Annotated in this window: 12 protein-coding genes and 1 pseudogene; 7 read left to right on the forward strand and 6 right to left on the reverse strand. The window is 71.7% G+C overall.

The window, feature by feature from the left end; translation table 11 throughout:
• Positions 1 to 43: 43 nt before the first annotated feature.
• Together AB0L59_RS04535 and AB0L59_RS04540 are read right to left on the reverse strand one after the other, a co-directional pair.
• A complete protein-coding gene (locus AB0L59_RS04535) occupies positions 44 to 745 on the reverse strand; it encodes a methyltransferase domain-containing protein (protein ID WP_365579082.1) in 702 nt (233 codons plus the stop codon).
• A gap of 83 nt (positions 746 to 828) precedes the next feature.
• Entirely contained in the window at positions 829 to 1,455 is a 627-nt protein-coding gene (locus tag AB0L59_RS04540; RefSeq protein ID WP_365579084.1) for a DUF3043 domain-containing protein, read from the reverse strand.
• A 236-nt stretch (positions 1,456 to 1,691) separates the two neighbouring features.
• Here AB0L59_RS04540 and AB0L59_RS04545 point away from each other — a divergent pair, with 236 nt between their 5' ends.
• The 5 genes and pseudogenes from AB0L59_RS04545 to AB0L59_RS04565 all read left to right on the forward strand — a co-directional run bounded on the left by AB0L59_RS04545 (position 1,692) and on the right by AB0L59_RS04565 (position 8,638).
• Positions 1,692 to 2,483 (forward strand): PspA/IM30 family protein, encoded by a 792-nt coding sequence (locus tag AB0L59_RS04545; protein ID WP_365579086.1) that lies wholly within the window; start codon positions 1,692 to 1,694, stop codon positions 2,481 to 2,483.
• 32 nt (positions 2,484 to 2,515) lie between these two features.
• On the forward strand, positions 2,516 to 2,794 hold the full coding sequence (locus tag AB0L59_RS04550; RefSeq protein WP_365579088.1) for a hypothetical protein: 279 nt from the start codon (positions 2,516 to 2,518) through the stop codon (positions 2,792 to 2,794).
• Between the two features lie 663 nt (positions 2,795 to 3,457).
• Positions 3,458 to 4,686, forward strand: a pseudogene (locus AB0L59_RS04555) (histidine kinase).
• Positions 4,683 to 5,357, forward strand: coding sequence for a response regulator transcription factor (locus AB0L59_RS04560; protein ID WP_365579090.1), 675 nt, complete (start codon positions 4,683 to 4,685; stop codon positions 5,355 to 5,357). The pseudogene AB0L59_RS04555 and the gene AB0L59_RS04560 overlap by 4 nt, the downstream one beginning before the upstream one ends.
• A gap of 179 nt (positions 5,358 to 5,536) precedes the next feature.
• Complete coding sequence (locus AB0L59_RS04565) at positions 5,537 to 8,638, forward strand: efflux RND transporter permease subunit (RefSeq protein WP_365579092.1); 3,102 nt, start codon at positions 5,537 to 5,539, stop codon at positions 8,636 to 8,638.
• Positions 8,639 to 8,986: 348 nt separating this feature from the next.
• Here the strand turns inward: AB0L59_RS04565 and nadA are convergent, their stop codons facing one another.
• The gene (nadA, locus tag AB0L59_RS04570; RefSeq protein ID WP_365579094.1) at positions 8,987 to 10,171 is read right to left on the reverse strand and encodes a quinolinate synthase NadA; all 1,185 of its coding nucleotides are present in this window, start codon (positions 10,169 to 10,171) and stop codon (positions 8,987 to 8,989) included.
• A 264-nt stretch (positions 10,172 to 10,435) separates the two neighbouring features.
• Between nadA and AB0L59_RS04575 the strand changes: the two genes are divergently transcribed.
• Positions 10,436 to 10,792 carry an iron-sulfur cluster assembly accessory protein gene (locus AB0L59_RS04575; protein WP_023551351.1) on the forward strand — a complete coding sequence of 119 codons (357 nt, stop codon included), beginning with the start codon at positions 10,436 to 10,438 and terminating at the stop codon, positions 10,790 to 10,792.
• A gap of 99 nt (positions 10,793 to 10,891) precedes the next feature.
• Here the strand turns inward: AB0L59_RS04575 and AB0L59_RS04580 are convergent, their stop codons facing one another.
• Positions 10,892 to 12,547 carry a hypothetical protein gene (locus AB0L59_RS04580; protein WP_365579096.1) on the reverse strand — a complete coding sequence of 552 codons (1,656 nt, stop codon included), beginning with the start codon at positions 12,545 to 12,547 and terminating at the stop codon, positions 10,892 to 10,894.
• A gap of 100 nt (positions 12,548 to 12,647) precedes the next feature.
• Positions 12,648 to 12,857, reverse strand: a complete 210-nt coding sequence (locus AB0L59_RS04585; protein WP_365579098.1) for a hypothetical protein — start codon at positions 12,855 to 12,857, stop codon at positions 12,648 to 12,650.
• A 130-nt stretch (positions 12,858 to 12,987) separates the two neighbouring features.
• On the opposite strand from AB0L59_RS04585, the gene AB0L59_RS04590 reads away from it, so the two are divergent.
• A complete protein-coding gene (locus AB0L59_RS04590) occupies positions 12,988 to 13,962 on the forward strand; it encodes a carbohydrate kinase family protein (RefSeq protein WP_365579100.1) in 975 nt (324 codons plus the stop codon).
• Positions 13,963 to 14,032: 70 nt separating this feature from the next.
• On the opposite strand, the gene AB0L59_RS04595 is transcribed toward AB0L59_RS04590, so the two are convergent.
• Positions 14,033 to 15,412 carry an aminotransferase class V-fold PLP-dependent enzyme gene (locus AB0L59_RS04595; protein ID WP_365579102.1) on the reverse strand — a complete coding sequence of 460 codons (1,380 nt, stop codon included), beginning with the start codon at positions 15,410 to 15,412 and terminating at the stop codon, positions 14,033 to 14,035.
• Positions 15,413 to 15,718: the final 306 nt, after the last annotated feature.

Raw genomic sequence — 15,718 nt, forward strand, 5'->3', positions numbered from 1 at the left:
CCTCGCGGCGATCAACCGGCCCGCGGTGTTGACCCGAACGGATTCAGCCCCGTACGCCGCACAGGTGCAGCAGCGCCGCCACCCCGCGGTAGGGGTCCGTGCGGCCGGCCCGCTCCTCCACCGCGAGCAGCGTCTGGAGGTCCTCCGGGATCTCCGCGTCGTCCGCCGCCGTGTCCGTGAAGACCCGGACGCCGTACCAGGCGTGCAGCGGGGCCGCGATCCCGTCGAGGGTGGCGGTCAGGGACGCCAGCCTGTCGGCCCGTACGTCCAGGCCCAGGCGGTTGCGGTAGGTGGTGGTGTCGAAGGCGGCCAGGGCGCCCGCCCAGTCACCGCACAGGCCCGGGCGCACGGCCAGGGCGTCGCCGTTGCGCACCAGCAGGGACAGCAGTCCGCCGGGCGCCAGCATCCGGGCGAGGCCCGCCACCAGCGGGTCCGGCTCCTCGACGTACATCAGCACGCCGTGGCACAGCACCACGTCGAAGCTGCCCGGCAGGAAGTGCACACCGGTGTCCCGCCCGTCGCCCTGCACCAGCCGCACCCGCTCGCGGATGCCCTCCGGCTCGGCGGCCAGCGCCTCACGGACGGCGGCGATCATGGTCGCGTCCTGCTCGACGCCGGTCACCTGATGGCCGAGCCGGGCCAGGCGCAGCGCCTGCGTGCCCTGGCCCATGCCCACGTCGAGCACCCGCAGCCGCTGTCCCACCGGGAACCGCCCGGCTATCTGCTCGTCCAGCTGCCGGGCCACCAGCTCCTGCCGTACGACATCACGCAGCCTGCCCAGCCTGTTCAGCCAGGCGTGGGCCGCGTCCCCGGTGAAGGCGTCTGCGCTCAGGGCCGCTCTCCGCGCTTGACCTGCGGCTTCGGCAACCTGAGCCGGCGCATCTGCAGGGAGCGCATGAGGGCGTAGGCCACCGCGCCACGGGTGTTCTCGTCCGGGAAGCGCTCCTTGAGCCGCTTCTTCAGCCGGAAACCGCTGAACGCCGCGTCCACCACGATCAGCACGATCACCACCAGCCACAGCAGCAGCGCGATCGACTGGATCGCAGGCACCCGCACCACGCTCAGCACCAGGATCACCACGGCGAGCGGCAGGAAGAACTCCGCCACGTTGAACCGCGAGTCCACCCAGTGGCGGGCGAACTTGCGGACCGGTCCCTTGTCCCGGGCGGGCAGATAGCGCTCGTCACCGCTGGCCAGCGCCTGGCGCTGCCGCTCCAGGGCGAGGCGCCGCTCCTCGCGGTTGCGCTTCGCGGCCTCCTTGCGGTTGGTCGGCGTGTGGGCCACGCTGCGCCGCTGGGACTGGGCCTCACTGCGCTTGGGCGTGGGCCTGCCCTTCGGGGCCTGCGGGTCACGGGGCTGCTTGGAGAGGACCACCGGCGTCTTGTCGGCGGGGGCCTTCTCGTCCTTGGCACGGCTACGGAACACAAAACCCAAGGGTAAGGGCATCACCGGCATGGACCCCAGCCCCGTGGGGAACGATCCGGCAACACCGGACGTCTGTAGGGGGACAGAGGGGGCGTTCCGCCAGGGGGTCACCTACTCCTTGGGCCGGAGCGATACGGTCCGCAGTCGTCCTTGGGGATGAGCGCATCCGTCCCCGAACAGTGCGGTAATGGAGTCAGGGCCCGTACTGTGGGTCCTGTCGCAGGATCTGTGAGCTGGAGTCCGTCAGAAGGGGGCGCGCGAAGCCCATGAGCGGTGTCATGAAGCGTATGGGGATGATCTTCCGCGCGAAGGCGAACAAGGCCCTTGACCGGGCCGAGGACCCGCGCGAGACCCTCGATTACTCGTACCAGAAGCAGCTGGAGCTGCTGCAGAAGGTCCGCCGCGGCGTAGCCGACGTGGCGACCAGCCGCAAGCGCCTGGAACTCCAGCTCAACCAGTTGCAGCAGCAGTCCACCAAGCTGGAGGACCAGGGCCGCAAGGCGCTCGCGCTCGGCCGCGAGGACCTCGCCCGCGAGGCGCTGTCCCGGCGCGCCGCCCTCCAGCAGCAGGTCACCGACCTGGAGACGCAGCACGCGACTCTCCAGGGCGAGGAGGAGAAGCTCACCCTGGCGGCCCAGCGCCTGCAGGCCAAGGTGGACGCCTTCCGCACGAAGAAGGAGACCATCAAGGCCACCTACACCGCCGCCCAGGCCCAGACCCGGATCGGCGAGGCCTTCACCGGCATCTCCGAGGAGATGGGCGACGTCGGCCTGGCCATCCAGCGCGCCGAGGACAAGACGCAGCAGCTCCAGGCCCGCGCCGGAGCCATCGACGAACTGCTCGCCTCCGGTGCCCTGGACGACCCGACCGGCACGGCGAAGGACGACATCGCGGCCGAGCTGGACCGGCTCTCCGGTGGTACGGATGTAGAGCTGGAACTGCAGCGCATGAAGGCCGAGCTGGCCGGGGGTTCCCCGCAGCAGGCCATCGAGGGCGCCGCCGGGCAGGGGCAGACCCAGCAGCAGCCGCAGGACACCCCGCGCTTCGACAAGCAGTAGTCCGGCGCCGGACCCGAGCCGAGGAGGCCGACGTGATCGTACGGATCATGGGGGAGGGCCAGGTCGAGCTGGACGACTCCCACTTCGTCGAGCTGAACAAGCTGGACAACGAGCTGCTGGCGGAGATGGAGCGCGGCGACGAGGAGGGCTTCCGCCGCACTTTCGGCGCCCTCCTCGACTCCGTGCGCCGACTCGGCACACCTCTGCCGGACGACGCCCTGGAGCCCTCGGAGCTGATCCTTCCGGCGCCGGACGCCTCGCTGGACGAGATCCGGCAGATGCTGAGCGACGACGGACTGATCCCGGGCTGAGGCGGGCCGAGCCCGTCCGGCCCGGTCCGGGGGAGTGCTCAGGATCAGTTCAGGGGTGAACCAGGTGGTGCGGGACCTCTGCGACTCCGGGTGGTGAGGTCCCTCGCCCCGGTCCCGTCGCCGTGGAGGTCGGCGACGCCGTCCCGGCAGTACAGGGCGTACGGGTCGCTGTCGTCGTGGCGGCCCACCGTTCTGCGGCGGCACGAACGGGGCCCGGAAGCCGACGTGGGCGGTGGTGTGGCGGGCGCCGGCGACGACGGGGTCGCCCGTGCTGCCGACGGCGCCCGAGAGGCAGGCGGTGGACGGCTTGATCGTCGGTGTGCCGTACGTCACGGCCCGCACCGAGCCGGCCGGGCCGGTGGCCGAGACCAGGGCGACGGCTGCGGCGGACCGGATCACCCGGAGCGAGTGCGGGCGCACGGGGTGCTTTCGGCGGCGGGACGCCGGCGAGGAGACTGAGCACATCCGACCGACAGGGCTTGACAGTTGACGGCCCGTCGGGCGACCGAACGCCTCATGGCTCGGGGCGCGCCGCGGTCCGGCGGCCGCGGGCCCTTCGTGTCCCGCGCGCCCACGCGGAGGAGCCGCGTGTCGACAGGTCCCGCGACCCTCCGGGGCGCTCACCCGTACAAGGCACCGAAAAGCCCCCGTACTGTTCACCTCGTGAGTACCGTCCGCACTCTCGATCGCGCCCGCTGCGGCGTGCGGGCCCATCCCCTCGCGCTGGACGCGTCCATCGCCGCGGGCGTCCTGGCCTGCATGGTCGCGGGCTCCCTCGTCGTCCCTCGCGGAGCGCACGGCGTCACCTGGGGCATCCGCACCCCCGACCCCCTCAGCCTCCTCCTCATGCTGCTCGCCGCGGCCACGCTCGTCTTCCGCCGCCGCGCCCCCAAGACCGTCCTCGCCGTCACCGGAGCGCTCTCCGCGGTCGAGTGCGTCACCGGCGACCCCCGCGCCCCGGTCGCGATGTCCGCCGTGTCGCCCTGTACACCGTCGCCGCGACCACCGACCGCACCACCAGCTGGCGCGTCGGCCTGCTCACCATGACCGTGCTGACGGCCGCCGCCATGCTCGGCGGCCCCCTGCCCTGGTACGCCCAGGAGAACCTCGGTGTGCTCGCCTGGACCGGCATCGGAGCCACCGCCGGGGACGCCGTGCGCAGCCGGCGCGCGGTTGTCCAGGCCATCCGGGAGCGGGCGGAACGAGCCGAACGCACCCGCGAGGAGGAGGCCCGCCGCCGGGTCGCCGAGGAGCGGCTGCGCATCGCGCGCGATCTGCACGACGTCGTCGCCCACCACATCGCCCTGGTGAACGTGCAGGCCGGAGTGGCCGCGCACGTCATGGACAAGCGGCCCGACCAGGCCAAGGAGGCCCTCGCGCACGTCCGCGAGGCCAGCCGCTCCGCGCTCGACGAGCTGCGCGCCACCGTGGGCCTGCTGCGCCAGTCCGGCGACCCCGAGGCCCCCACCGAGCCCGCCCCCGGCCTCAGCCGGCTGGAGGAGCTGGCCGGCACCTTCCGCAATGCGGGCCTGCCGGTGGAGGTGGCCCGCGCCGACCAGGGCACCGACCTGCCCGCCGCCGTCGACCTGGCCGCCTACCGGATCGTCCAGGAGGCCCTGACCAATGTGCGCAAGCACGCCGGGCCGGAGGCGAAGGCCGAGGTCAGCGTCGTACGAGTGGGGCCCCACATCGAGGTCACCGTGCTGGACGACGGCACGGGCGCGGCCGGTGTGCCCGGGGCCGGCGGCGGACACGGACTGCTCGGCATGCGCGAGCGGGTCACCGCGCTCCGCGGCACCCTCACCACCGGGCCCCGCTACGGCGGCGGCTTCCGCGTCCATGCGATCCTGCCCCTCAAGACCCGTACGCCGGCCCCGGGGGAGACCGCATGACGATCCGTGTCCTGCTCGCCGACGACCAGGCACTGCTGCGCAGCGCGTTCCGGGTGCTGGTCGACTCCGAGCCCGACATGGAGGTGGTGGGGGAGGCCTCCGACGGAGCGGAGGCGGTTCGGCTGGCCAAGGAGCGGGCCGCGGACGTGGTCCTCATGGACATCCGGATGCCGGGCACGGACGGGCTCGCCGCCACCCGGCTGATCAGCGCCGATCCCGCGCTGGCGGAGGTCCGCGTGGTCATACTGACCACCTTCGAGGTGGACGACTACGTCATCCAGGCCCTGCGCGGCGGCGCGTCCGGCTTCCTCGGCAAGGGCAGCGAACCCGAGGAGCTGCTGAACGCCATCCGGGTCGCGGCGGGCGGTGAGGCCCTGCTGTCGCCTGCCGCCACCAAGGGGCTGATCGCCCGTTTCCTGTCCCAGGGCGACGACGGCCGCGACCCGGCCCGCTCCGAGCGGCTCGGCGCGCTCACCGGGCGGGAGCGCGAGGTGCTGGTCCAGGTCGCCGGCGGCCACTCCAACGACGAGATCGCCGAGCGACTCGCGGTCAGCCCGCTCACGGTGAAGACGCACGTCAACCGGGCCATGGCCAAGCTGGGCGCACGGGACCGGGCGCAGCTGGTGGTGATCGCGTACGAGTCGGGGCTGGTACGTCCGAGGATGGACTGATCTCCACCCGGGCGTACTGCGGGCGGAGTAGGGCCCGGATAAGGAAATGGACTCTGGGCCTACGGTTCGGTCCCCCGTGAGGGCCCAGGGTGTTGGGGTGGGCGCTCACCTGCGTCCCTTCGCCGCTGCCGCCGTGCTCGGAAGCACTTCTGCCGCTCACAGAAGAGAGACCCTGATCCATGTCCTGGCTGTCGAGATTCAGCCTCCGGCAACGGGCCCTGATCGGCCTGATGTCGCTCGTCGCGCTCGTCTTCGGGCTGATCGCGATACCCCAGATCAAGCAGCAGCTGCTGCCCACCATCAACCTGCCCATGGTGTCGGTGATCGCGCCGTACCAGGGGGCCTCGCCCGACGTGGTCGAGAAGCAGGTCGTCGAGCCGATCGAGAACAACCTCCAGGGTGTCTCGGGCGTCAAGGGCGTGACCTCCACCGCCAGTGAGGGCAACGCCGTCATCATGGCGTCCTTCGACTACGGCAACGACACCAAGCAGATCGTCTCCGACGTCCAGCAGGCCGTGAACCGGGCCCGCAACCAGCTCCCGGACGGCGTGGACCCGCAGGTCGTCTCCGGCTCCACCGACGACATGCCGACCGTGGTCCTCGCCGTCACCTCCGGCACGGACCAGCAGGCCCTCGCCGACCAGCTGGACAGGACCGTCGTACCGGCGCTGAAGGACATCGACGGCGTCGGCCGCGTCCAGGTCACCGGCGTCCGCGACCTCCAGGTCACGGTCACCCCGGACGACGCGAAGCTCGCGCGGGCCGGCCTCACCTCCGCCGCGCTCGGCCAGGCCCTGCAGGCGGGCGGCGCGACCGTCCCGGCCGGCTCCTTCGACGAGAACGGCGTGAGCCGTACCGTCCAGGTCGGCGGCGGCTTCACCTCGCTGGGGCAGATCCAGGACCTGATGGTCACCGGCGAGGGCGGCGGGAAGCCCGTACGCCTCGGTGACGTGGCCACCGTCAAGGAGCAGCCGGCCCCGGCCGACTCCCTCACCCGCACCGACGGCAGGCCCAGCCTCGCCGTCAACGTGACCATGGACCACGACGGCAGCGCGGTCACCATCTCGAACGCGGTCAAGGACAAGCTGCCCGACCTGCGCGAGCAGCTCGGCTCGGGCGCGAAGCTCACCGTCGTCAGCGACCAGGGCCCGGCCGTGTCGAAGTCCATCAAGGGCCTGACCACCGAGGGCGCGCTCGGTCTGCTCTTCGCCGTCCTCGTCATCCTGGTCTTCCTCGCGTCGATCCGCTCGACGCTGGTCACGGCGGTCTCCATCCCGCTGTCGGTGGTGCTGGCCCTGATCGTGCTCTGGACGCGCGGCCTGTCCCTGAACATGCTCACGCTCGGCGCGCTGACCATCGCCATCGGCCGGGTCGTCGACGACTCGATCGTGGTCCTGGAGAACATCAAGCGGCACCTCGGCTACGGCGAGGAGCGCACGGACGCGATCCTGAACGCCGTGCGCGAGGTGGCCGGCGCGGTCACCTCCTCCACCCTCACCACGGTCGCCGTGTTCCTGCCGATCGGCCTGGTCGGCGGCATGGTGGGCGCCCTGTTCGGCTCGTTCAGCATCACGGTGACGGCGGCCCTGCTGGCCTCCCTGCTCGTGTCGCTGACGGTCGTCCCGGTCCTGTCGTACTGGTTCCTGCGCGCACCCAAGGGCACCCCCGAGGACGCCGAGGAGGCCCGCCGCAGGGCCGAGGAGAAGGAGGCGAACAGCCGCCTCCAGCGCGCCTACGTACCCGTCCTGCGCTTCGCCACGCGCCGCCGCCTCACCAGCGTGCTGATCGCCATCGTGGTCCTCGTCGTCACGTTCGGCATGGGCGGCCTGCTCAAGACGAACTTCTTCGACCAGGGAGAGCAGGAGGTCATCACGGTCAAGCAGGAGCTGAAGCCGGGTACGAGCCTGGCCGCCACGGACGCGCAGGCCAAGCGGGTGGAGAAGCTGCTCGTCTCCACCGAGGGGGTGAAGGACTACCAGGTCACCGTCGGCTCCTCGGGCTTCATGGCGGCCTTCGGGGGCGGTACGGACACCAACCAGGCGTCGTACCAGGTGATGCTGAAGGACTCGAAGTCGTACGACAAGGTGCAGCAGCACCTGGAGGACGGGCTGAAGAAGCTGAAGGGCATCGGGACGACCACCGTGTCGGCCGGTGACGGCTTCGGCAACCAGAACCTGAGCGTCGTGGTGAAGGCCGCCGACCCCGAGGCGCTGCGCACGGCGGCGGAGCAGGTCCGCTCCACGGTCGCGGGCCTCGACGGCGTCACGGACGTCACCAGCGACCTCTCGACGAGCGTGCCGCGGATCTCGGTGAAGGCGGGCGCCAAGGCGGCGGCGGCCGGATTCGACGACCACAAGCTCGGCGCGGCGGTCGCCCAGGCGGTCCGTGGTACGACGGCGGCGAAGGCGATCCTCGACGACACCGAGCGCGATGTCGTGGTGAGGTCGGCGAAGCCCGCGACCACCCTGGAGCAGCTGAAGAACCTGCGCCTCGGCCCGGTGAAGCTGGGTGACATCGCCACGGTGAAGCTGGTGGACGGCCCGGTGTCGCTGACCCGCATCGACGGCCGGCGCGCCGCCACCGTCACGGCCAAGCCGACGGGTGACAACACGGGTGCGATCAGCACCGAACTCCAGTCGAAGATCAAGGCGCTGAAGCTGCCGGCGGGCGCGAAGGCCGAGATCGGCGGCGTGACGTCGGACCAGAGCGACGCGTTCAGGAACCTGGGCCTGGCCATGCTGGCGGCGATCGCGATCGTCTTCATGCTGCTGGTGGCGACCTTCCGCTCGCTGGCCCAGCCGCTGATCCTGCTGGTCTCCATCCCGTTCGCGGCGACGGGCGCGATCGGCCTGCTGGTCGCCACCGGCACCCCGATGGGCGTCCCGGCGATGATCGGCATGCTGATGCTGATCGGCATCGTGGTGACCAACGCGATCGTGCTGATCGACCTGATCAACCAGTACCGCAGGCAGGGCTACGGCGTCGTGGAAGCCGTCGTGGAGGGCGGCCGCCACCGACTCCGCCCCATCCTGATGACGGCCCTGGCGACGATCTTCGCCCTGCTCCCGATGGCCCTGGGTGTCACCGGCGAGGGCGGCTTCATCGCCCAGCCGCTCGCGGTGGTCGTGATCGGCGGCCTGATCACGTCGACCCTGCTGACGCTGCTCCTCGTCCCGACGCTCTACGCGACGCTCGAACTCCGCAAGGAGCGGCGGGCGAAGAAGCGGGCGGCGAAGCGTGAGGCCCCGCGGACGGAGGTGCTGGAACCGGCCGGCGTGTAGGCGGTGCACCGGTTCGCAGGCCCCCCGCACGACCGGGCGGGCCTGCGAGCGGACGTCGGAGGAAGTCCGAGGTCTCCAGCTCGAAGGCGAACGGTTCCGGGAGCGCGACCGAGGAGGCGTCGCGGTCCATGGGCGGGTACGCCACCGGACGGGGACCACGAGGACTACACCGACTGATCGTGGACCAGGTGTACAGCCCGGGAAGGACCGCGAGGCCACAGTCGGCGTGGTGGGTCCGTGCGCCACAGCAGTCATGTCACGCCTCTGCTTCGGTGGCTCGCCGGCCTCATGGCACGAAAGGGGCGCCTCCCGACACCGGGAAGCGCCCCTGACACGCGCAAGGGCCGCCTACGGCAGCGCCAGCATCCGCTCCAGCGCCAGCTTCGCGAACGCCTCCGTCTCCTTGTCGACCTTGATGCGGTTGACCAGGTTGCCCTCGGCGAGGGACTCCAGGGCCCAGACCAGATGGGGCAGGTCGATGCGGTTCATGGTCGAGCAGAAGCAGACCGTCTTGTCCAGGAAGACGATCTCCTTGCCCTCGGGGGCGAAACGGTTCGCCAGCCGGCGGACCAGGTTCAGCTCGGTGCCGATGGCCCACTTGGAGCCGGCCGGGGCCGCCTCCAGGGCCTTGATGATGTACTCCGTGGAGCCGACGTAGTCCGCGGCGGCGACGACCTCGTGCTTGCACTCCGGGTGGACCAGGACGTTCACGCCGGGGATGCGCTCACGGACGTCGTTGACCGAGTCGAGGCTGAAGCGGCCGTGGACCGAGCAGTGGCCGCGCCACAGGATCATCTTGGCGGCCCGCAGCTCGTCCGCCGTCAGGCCTCCGTTCGGCTTGTGCGGGTTGTAGACCACGCAGTCGTCCAGGGACATGCCCATGTCCCGGACGGCGGTGTTGCGGCCGAGGTGCTGGTCCGGCAGGAACAGCACCTTCTCACCCTGCTCGAAGGCCCAGTCGAGCGCGCGCCTGGCGTTGGACGAGGTGCAGATGGTGCCGCCGTGCTTGCCGGTGAAGGCCTTGATGTCGGCCGAGGAGTTCATGTACGAGACGGGGACGACCTGCTCGGCGATCCCGGCCTCGGTCAGGACGTCCCAGCACTCCGCCACCTGCTCGGCCGTCGCCATGTCGGCCATCGAGCAGCCGGCGGCGAGGTCGGGCAGGACGACCTTCTGGTCGTCGGAGGTGAGGATGTCCGCGGACTCGGCCATGAAGTGCACACCGCAGAAGACGATGTACTCGGCCTCCGGGCGCGCGGCCGCGTCCCTGGCCAGCTTGAAGGAGTCACCCGTGACGTCGGCGAACTGGATGACCTCGTCGCGCTGGTAGTGGTGACCGAGCACGAAGACCTTGTCGCCGAGCTTCTCCTTGGCCGCGCGGGCGCGCATGACCAGGTCGGGGTCGGACGGCGAGGGCAGGTCACCGGGGCACTCGACGCCCCGCTCACTCTTCGGGTCGGCCTCACGGCCGAGCAGCAGCAGGGCGAGCGGAGTCGGCTGCACGTCGAGCTCCGGGGTCTGGGCGGTGGTCACGACACGCACCCTTTCTACTTTTCGTCTAACTGACGCTATCTATCATAACTGGTTCACGTCAGTTTGACGACGGCCATAACGTCCATGTGACGTGAATCCCGCTCACGTCCCTCTACAGGCCGCTGTCGGCCTCGTGGGCCATGTGCGAGCATGAAGACGGAAGCAAAAACGCGACAACGTGACTGCCCGGCCCGGAATGAATCCGCGGAAGCGCCGGTTGAACTCGTCGCCAAGCAGTCTCCGTACAACCCGGGAGAGATGTAGATGTCCGTATCGGACGAGACCACCACCGTCACCGACGGCATCATCCTGACCGACGCCGCCGCGGCCAAGGTCAAGGCCCTGCTCGACCAGGAAGGCCGCGACGACCTGGCGCTGCGTGTCGCCGTCCAGCCCGGCGGCTGCTCCGGCCTGCGCTACCAGCTCTTCTTCGACGAGCGCTCGCTCGACGGCGACGTGGAGAAGGACTTCGGCGGGGTCAAGGTCGTCACGGACCGCATGAGCGCTCCGTACCTCGGCGGCGCCACCGTCGACTTCGTGGACACGATCGAGAAGCAGGGCTTCACGATCGACAACCCGAACGCGACCGGCTCCTGCGCCTGCGGCGACTCCTTCAGCTGAGCCGACGGATCCGGCCTGACGGCCTGACGGCTTGAGAAAGGCGGCGACCCCGGTGCAGGGGCCGCCGCCTTTCGTCCGCCTGCGGACGCCGTAGGACCGTCACGACCCTCCCCGCAGCGCGCCCGGCTTGCCCTGCGGAATCCGGCTGCCGTCGTCACCGACGACCGTCCGCCCGTCCAGCGGCGCGCCCAGCCGCACGGTCTTCACGTACTCCTTGGCGATGAGCACGCACACCTTGCCCACCCAGGGGTGCTCGGTGACGCTCACCGTCACCCGTTCGGCGCTCTCCTTCGCCGCCACCGTGTAGTCGGCGCACACCCCGCCGTAGAAGCTCACCGTCAGCTCACGGTCCTCGGCCGTGTAGCCGGTCACTTTCACGTCCCGGGGCGCCGCGGACGCGGTGGGCGCCGAGGACGTGGCCGCCGACGCCACGTACCGGGGATCGACCGCCGGGTACGCAACCGTCGACGTGCCCCGGCCGGCCGCACCCCGCACCTCGAACAGCCAGGACGGCACCAGGGTCTGCCGCCCGGCCACGGAGCGCGCGGCCAGCCCGAACACGGCCTTCTCCACGGTGACCGTGTCCCGGCCCGCGTCCGCCCCCCGCTGCGGCTCCCCGGTGGACGCGCCGCACGGCTGCTCCAGCCGGTTCTTCAGCGGCACCGGGCTGGCACAGCCGCCGATGCCCATCCGGTGGTCGCTCCTCGGTGCCGCGTTCATCAGCTTCAGCGTCCTCGCGGCGCTCAGCACGGGGTACGTGTCGCCCTTCGCGGTCGCCCCGAGCATCCCGTGCCCGCCGACCAGGTCGCCCTGCCGGTCCACGGTCAGGGCGGTGGTCCAGCCGTACGTCGGCAAGCCGCCGACCACCGGGTCGGCGTTCACCACCCGCTCGGTGCCCATGACCTGGCTCGGGTCGATCTTCGCGGTGTCCAGCCCGGCCGCCTTCAGCACCGGCGCGGCGGCCTCGGTCGCCTTCCCCGCGCTCACCGGAGCGCCGGTGGGGCCCATCGGGTCGTGTGCGCAGAGGACGCCCTTCCGGCAGTCGTCGGTGCCCGGCGCATAACGGCTGAAGGTCCAGCTGCCCGGCGCGTCCCGGTTCACCGTCAGGCTCGGCCCGGAGCCGTCCTTGCCGCCGACCCGCCAGATCCGTCCCTGAGCCACCGGCGTGCCGTCGAGGCCGAGCGCCCGGGCCAGCCGGACCACCGCGTCCCGGCCGACCTCGCCCTTCGGCGCGTACACGGGCGCCGAGCCCGGACCGGTCGGCAGCTCGCCCTGCGCGGCGTACGTGGCGCCGTAGGGGGCGGGCTCACCCGGCGCGATGCGGCCCGTGCCGCTCCAGTCGTCCAGGGCGAGCGGCTGGGGAGTGGCGCCGGAGCCGGCCGTGCCGGGCCCGTCCACACGGTCGTCCGTGCCGCCGTGCGCCGCGAGGTAGGCGCCACCGCCGCCGGCCAGCAGCACGGCGGCGGCGACGGAGACCACGGCGAGACCCGACCGGCGCCGGCCCACCGGCCCGCCCTCAGCGTCACCGGCCGCGTCCGCGCCGTCGGTCCCGTCCCTGCCGCCGGCGCCGGCCGTGGCCGCGGCGTTCGCCGGCGGAGGCTCAGGCCTCCCGGACTCCCCGAGACCCTCCTGGCTCCCGTCGCTCCTGTCGCCCCGGGGGTGCTCGGAGCCCTCGGGCTGGTCCGGACGCTCGGTGCGCTCGGTGTGCTCGTAGCCCTCGGGGTGCTCGCGGTCCTCGGGTCGCTCGGTGTTCACCGCATCGCTCCTCGCTGGTCGTATCCCGCATCCCCCGCATGGGGGACGGCGATGGGACGTGGGAGGGGAGCGTGCGGTTCCCTGCGAATGCGCCCGCGCGTCAGTCGCCGTAGTCGGACATCGCGTCCAGCATCCGCGCGGATCTCGCCGGCACGGTCACCCCGTGGAGCAGGGACAACGGCACCGGCCGGGACTGGGCGTGCTCGGGCACCGCCCAGTGCGGAGCCATCCGGGCGCAGTCGCCGCGCAGCGCGGCCAGATCGCCCTCGAGGTCGTCCGGGCCGGTGGAGCGGAACTTGAGGTTCGTCATCACCGCACCGTAGGCCTGCTCCAGCCCGCGAAGAAAGACCTACTATCGGGTAGTTTCGCCAACTACAGCGCCGACGGCCGAACGGGTAGCGTGAACTGTCAACCCAGCCTTCCGCAGGAGATTCCCCGTCGTGCGCATCGCAGTCACCGGCTCCATCGCCACTGACCACCTCATGACCTTCCCCGGCCGTTTCGCCGACCAGTTCGTCGCGGACCAGCTGCACACGGTTTCGCTCTCCTTCCTGGTCGACAACCTGGACGTCCGCCGCGGCGGCGTCGCCGCCAACATCGCCTTCGGCATGGGCCAGCTCGGCACCAAGCCGATCCTGGTCGGTGCGGCCGGCTTCGACTTCGACGAGTACCGCTCCTGGCTCGACCGGCACGGTGTGGACACCGAGTCGGTCCGGATCTCCGAGACCCTGCACACCGCGCGTTTCGTGTGCACCACCGACGCCGACCACAACCAGATCGGCTCGTTCTACACCGGCGCGATGAGCGAGGCCCGCCTCATCGAGCTGAAGACCGTCTCCGACCGCGTGGACGGCCTGGACCTGGTCGTCATCGGCGCCGACGACCCCGAGGCGATGCTCCGCCACACGGAGGAGTGCCGATCCCGCGCCATCCCGTTCGCCGCGGACTTCTCCCAGCAGATCGCCCGGATGGACGGCGACGAGATCCGGGTGCTGATGGACGGGGCGACGTACCTGTTCTCCAACGAGTACGAGAAGGGCCTCATCGAGTCCAAGACCGGCTGGAGCGACGCCCAGATCCTGGCCAAGGTCGGCCACCGCGTCACCACGCTCGGCTCGCGCGGCGTACGCATCGAGCGGGTCGGCGAGGACCCGATCGAGGTCGGCTGCCCCGAGGAGGAGCGCAAGGCCGACCCCACGGGTGTCGGCGACGCCTTCCGCGCCGGGTTCCTGTCGGGACTGGCGTGGGGGGTCTCGCTGGAGCGGGCCGCCCAGGTGGGCTGCATGCTGGCGACGCTGGTCATCGAGACCGTGGGGACGCAGGAGTACCGGCTGCGGCGGGCGCACTTCATGGAGCGGTTCGTGAAGGCGTACGGGGACGAGGCCGGGGAAGAGGTCCGGGCTCACCTCGGCTGAGGCCCGGTTCGACCACCCGCACGCGGCGGTAGCCGCACGCCGGACGCAGTCCCGCGCCCCTCCGGTGCGCTCAGCTCACCCGGCGTACGACATACGCCGTACCCCTCTGCGCCGGCTCCTCCCCGACGTACTCCTGCCCCCGCATCTCGCACCACGCCGGAATGTCCAGGCGGGCAGCCTCGTCGTCGGAGAGGACCCGGACGGTCCCCCCGACCGGCACCTGCCCGAAGACCTTGGCCAGTTCGATGACCGGGATCGGGCAGCGCTTGCCCAGGGAGTCGACGAGGAACTCCTCGGGGCCCTGCCGGGCGGCCGCTGCCGCAGGGGCGCCCAGCTTCTCCCGGACGCCGGCCACGGCTCCGGGCAGTGCCGCGAGGAACCGTTCCACGTCCGCCTCCTCCGTCCCCAGGGGCAGGGAGACCCGTACGTTCCCCTCGCTCAGCACGCCCATCGCCTTCAGCACATGGCTGGGCGTCAGCGTGCTGCTGGTGCAGGAGGAGCCGGAGGAGACCGAGAAGCCCTCGCGGTCCAGCTCGTGCAGCAGCGCCTCGCCGTCGACGTAGAGGCAGGAGAAGGTGACGATTCCGGGCAGTCGCCGCTCGGCGTCCCCGACGACCTCCACGTCCGGCACCAGGTCCGGCACCCGCGCCCGGATCCGCTCCGTGAGCTCGCGCAGCCGTACCGCCTCCTCGGCCGCCTCGGCCCGCACCGCCCGCAGCGAGGCCACCGCCGCCACGATCGCCGGGATGTTCTCGAAGCCGGGCGCCCGCCCCGACTCCCGCTCGTCCACGGGCCCTTGGGCGGCGAACCGCACTCCCTTGCGTACGACGAGCAGCCCGACCCCGGACGGCCCGCCCCACTTGTGCGCGCTGCCCGTGAGCAGCGACCACCCGCCCTCGACCGGCCCCCACGCCAGCGACTGTGCCGCGTCCACCAGCAACGGCACTCCGGCGGCCCGGCACACCTCGGCCACCTCGGCCACCGGTTGGACGGTGCCCACCTCGTGGTTGGCCGACTGGAGCACGGCCAGGGCGGTGTCCGGGCGGAGGGCGCTCGCGTAGCCCGAGGGGTCCGCGGCACCCGCCCGGTTCACCGGCACCCGGGTCACCGTCCCGCCGTCCGCTTCGAACACTTCCGCCGAATGGAGTACGGAGGAGTGCTCGACCGCTGACACGATCAGGTGGCGTCCCACCCGCCGCCTCCCGGCCAACGCCCCCGCGACACCCGTGTGTACGGCCCGTGTCCCCGACGAGGTGAACACCACCTCGTCCGCCCGGCAGCCGATCGCCTCGGCGGCCGCCTCGCGTGCGGCGTCCACAAGCATCCGGGCCCTGCGCCCTTCCTGGTAGAGCCGCGCGGGATCGGCCCACCCGTCGTCAAGGGAGGCCAACAGCGCCTGCCGGGCGACGGGGTGGAGAGGAGCGGCGGAAGCAGCGTCGAAGTAGGACACACGGCAACGGTAGAACGCCTGCAGGAGCAAAGGCGCGCGGGGCCGTGTCCGATCTGCGGCGCCACCGCGTGAGTGGGACGAGCCACAACGCACCCGCACCCGCGACTCAAACCCCCACAACCCGAGTTATTGGGCGCCCATTCCCACCCCAACCGAGTGACAGGCGACGCGTATGCCCCCCTCCCCGCGAACGCCCGGAGGGCGTCGGCTAGGGTTTGGTCCGCATAAACATCCAAACCCCTGCCCGACGCAGGGCGGCGACCGACCAGCGAGAAGGCCGCAGCCGACCGCGCGGGCGAGACTCTC

The sequence above is a fragment of the Streptomyces sp. NPDC052109 genome (genome assembly GCF_040680195.1).
Lineage (GTDB): Bacteria > Actinomycetota > Actinomycetes > Streptomycetales > Streptomycetaceae > Streptomyces.

What these genes read in the sequence shown, in the direction of transcription:
- AB0L59_RS04540 (WP_365579084.1), bottom strand. Translation starts at nt 1,455, where the DNA reads ATGCCGGTGATGCCCTTACCCTTGGGTTTTGTGTTCCGTAGCCGTGCC.
- AB0L59_RS04565 (WP_365579092.1), top strand. Translation starts at nt 5,537, where the DNA reads ATGTCCTGGCTGTCGAGATTCAGCCTCCGGCAACGGGCCCTGATCGGC.
- AB0L59_RS04560 (WP_365579090.1), top strand. Translation starts at nt 4,683, where the DNA reads ATGACGATCCGTGTCCTGCTCGCCGACGACCAGGCACTGCTGCGCAGC.
- AB0L59_RS04575 (WP_023551351.1), top strand. Translation starts at nt 10,436, where the DNA reads ATGTCCGTATCGGACGAGACCACCACCGTCACCGACGGCATCATCCTG.
- AB0L59_RS04545 (WP_365579086.1), top strand. Translation starts at nt 1,692, where the DNA reads ATGAGCGGTGTCATGAAGCGTATGGGGATGATCTTCCGCGCGAAGGCG.
- AB0L59_RS04585 (WP_365579098.1), bottom strand. Translation starts at nt 12,857, where the DNA reads ATGACGAACCTCAAGTTCCGCTCCACCGGCCCGGACGACCTCGAGGGC.